We start from the raw sequence: 1,259 nt of genomic DNA on the forward strand, positions 1-1,259 counted from the left end.
GACTGTGATTCTTTTGCTCGCAACAAAAGAGACAGTTAAGGAGGATAAGGGATTCGAACCCTTGCACGGTTTTACCCGCCTGACGGTTTTCAAGACCGTTCCCTTCAGCCGGACTTGGGTAATCCTCCATAATAAAACAGATACAATGCCACAATGGACCTTGTAGGACTCGAACCTACGACCGGACGGTTATGAGCCGTCTGCTCTAACCAACTGAGCTAAAGGTCCAGGCTCTTAAAAATCGCGGCGGAGGGGATCGAACCCCCGACCTCCCGGGTATGAACCGGACGCTCTAGCCAGCTGAGCTACACCGCGTAAAAAAGAATCATTTATTCAAATGATATGGAGCCTAGCGGGATCGAACCGCTGACCTCCTGCGTGCAAAGCAGGCGCTCTCCCAGCTGAGCTAAGGCCCCTTTTGAAAAATTATCGGGAAGACAGGATTCGAACCTGCGACCCCTTGGTCCCAAACCAAGTGCTCTACCAAGCTGAGCTACTTCCCGTTATTAAAAAGCGCGCCCAAGAGGAGTCGAACCCCTAACCTTTTGATCCGTAGTCAAACACTCTATCCAATTGAGCTATGGGCGCATATTATGAAATGCCGAGGACCGGAATCGAACCGGTACGGTGATCACTCACCGCAGGATTTTAAGTCCTGTGCGTCTGCCAGTTCCGCCACCCCGGCTGAAAATTGCTAAGGCAAAGCGGAAAACGGGGTTCGAACCCGCGACCCCCACCTTGGCAAGGTGGTGCTCTACCACTGAGCTATTTCCGCATATTCCTGATGCCGGCTAAAGGACTTGAACCCTCGACCCTCTGATTACAAATCAGATGCTCTACCAACTGAGCTAAGCCGGCAATGAAGTGCGGGTGAAGGGACTTGAACCCCCACGCCCGAAGGCGCTAGATCCTAAATCTAGTGCGTCTGCCAATTCCGCCACACCCGCATAGGTTATTACTATGAGTCGTACAGGGCTCGAACCTGTGACCCTCTGATTAAAAGTCAGATGCTCTACCAACTGAGCTAACGACTCATATGGGGGTTAACGGGATCGAACCGCTGACCCTCTGCTTGTAAGGCAGATGCTCTCCCAGCTGAGCTAAACCCCCATAAGGTAAAAAAAACGCGTGGCGACGTCCTACTCTCACAAAGGGAAACCCTTCACTACAATCGGCGCTAAGAAGCTTAACTTCTGTGTTCGGCATGGTTACAGGTGTATCCTTCTTGCTATCGCCACCACACTATTCAATTGAGTAAG

At 51.4% G+C, this 1,259-nt stretch carries 12 tRNA genes and 1 rRNA gene; all 13 read right to left on the reverse strand.

From position 1 onward, the window contains the following. Positions 1–38: 38 nt before the first annotated feature. Positions 39–128 (reverse strand) — tRNA-Ser (locus A5867_RS17070). 26 nt (positions 129–154) lie between these two features. Next, positions 155–228 (reverse strand) — tRNA-Ile (locus A5867_RS17075). Between the two features lie 13 nt (positions 229–241). After that, positions 242–315: transfer RNA gene (locus A5867_RS17080), tRNA-Met, on the reverse strand. A gap of 28 nt (positions 316–343) precedes the next feature. Further along, positions 344–416: transfer RNA gene (locus A5867_RS17085), tRNA-Ala, on the reverse strand. A 13-nt stretch (positions 417–429) separates the two neighbouring features. Then, a tRNA-Pro gene (locus tag A5867_RS17090) sits at positions 430–503 on the reverse strand. Positions 504–514: 11 nt separating this feature from the next. Continuing rightward, positions 515–588, reverse strand: a tRNA-Arg gene (locus A5867_RS17095). Positions 589–599: 11 nt separating this feature from the next. Beyond that, positions 600–685: transfer RNA gene (locus tag A5867_RS17100), tRNA-Leu, on the reverse strand. Positions 686–703: 18 nt separating this feature from the next. Then, positions 704–775 (reverse strand) — tRNA-Gly (locus A5867_RS17105). Between the two features lie 10 nt (positions 776–785). Then, positions 786–858 (reverse strand) — tRNA-Thr (locus tag A5867_RS17110). Positions 859–865: 7 nt separating this feature from the next. Beyond that, positions 866–947: transfer RNA gene (locus tag A5867_RS17115), tRNA-Leu, on the reverse strand. Positions 948–961: 14 nt separating this feature from the next. Next, positions 962–1,034, reverse strand: a tRNA-Lys gene (locus A5867_RS17120). A gap of 3 nt (positions 1,035–1,037) precedes the next feature. Beyond that, a tRNA-Val gene (locus A5867_RS17125) sits at positions 1,038–1,110 on the reverse strand. A 16-nt stretch (positions 1,111–1,126) separates the two neighbouring features. Continuing rightward, positions 1,127–1,242, reverse strand: a 5S ribosomal RNA gene (rrf, locus tag A5867_RS17130). Between the last annotated feature and the right edge of the window lie 17 nt (positions 1,243–1,259).

The organism is Enterococcus sp. 6D12_DIV0197 (assembly GCF_002174385.1).
GTDB classification, from domain to species: Bacteria; Bacillota; Bacilli; order Lactobacillales; family Enterococcaceae; genus Enterococcus_D; species Enterococcus_D casseliflavus.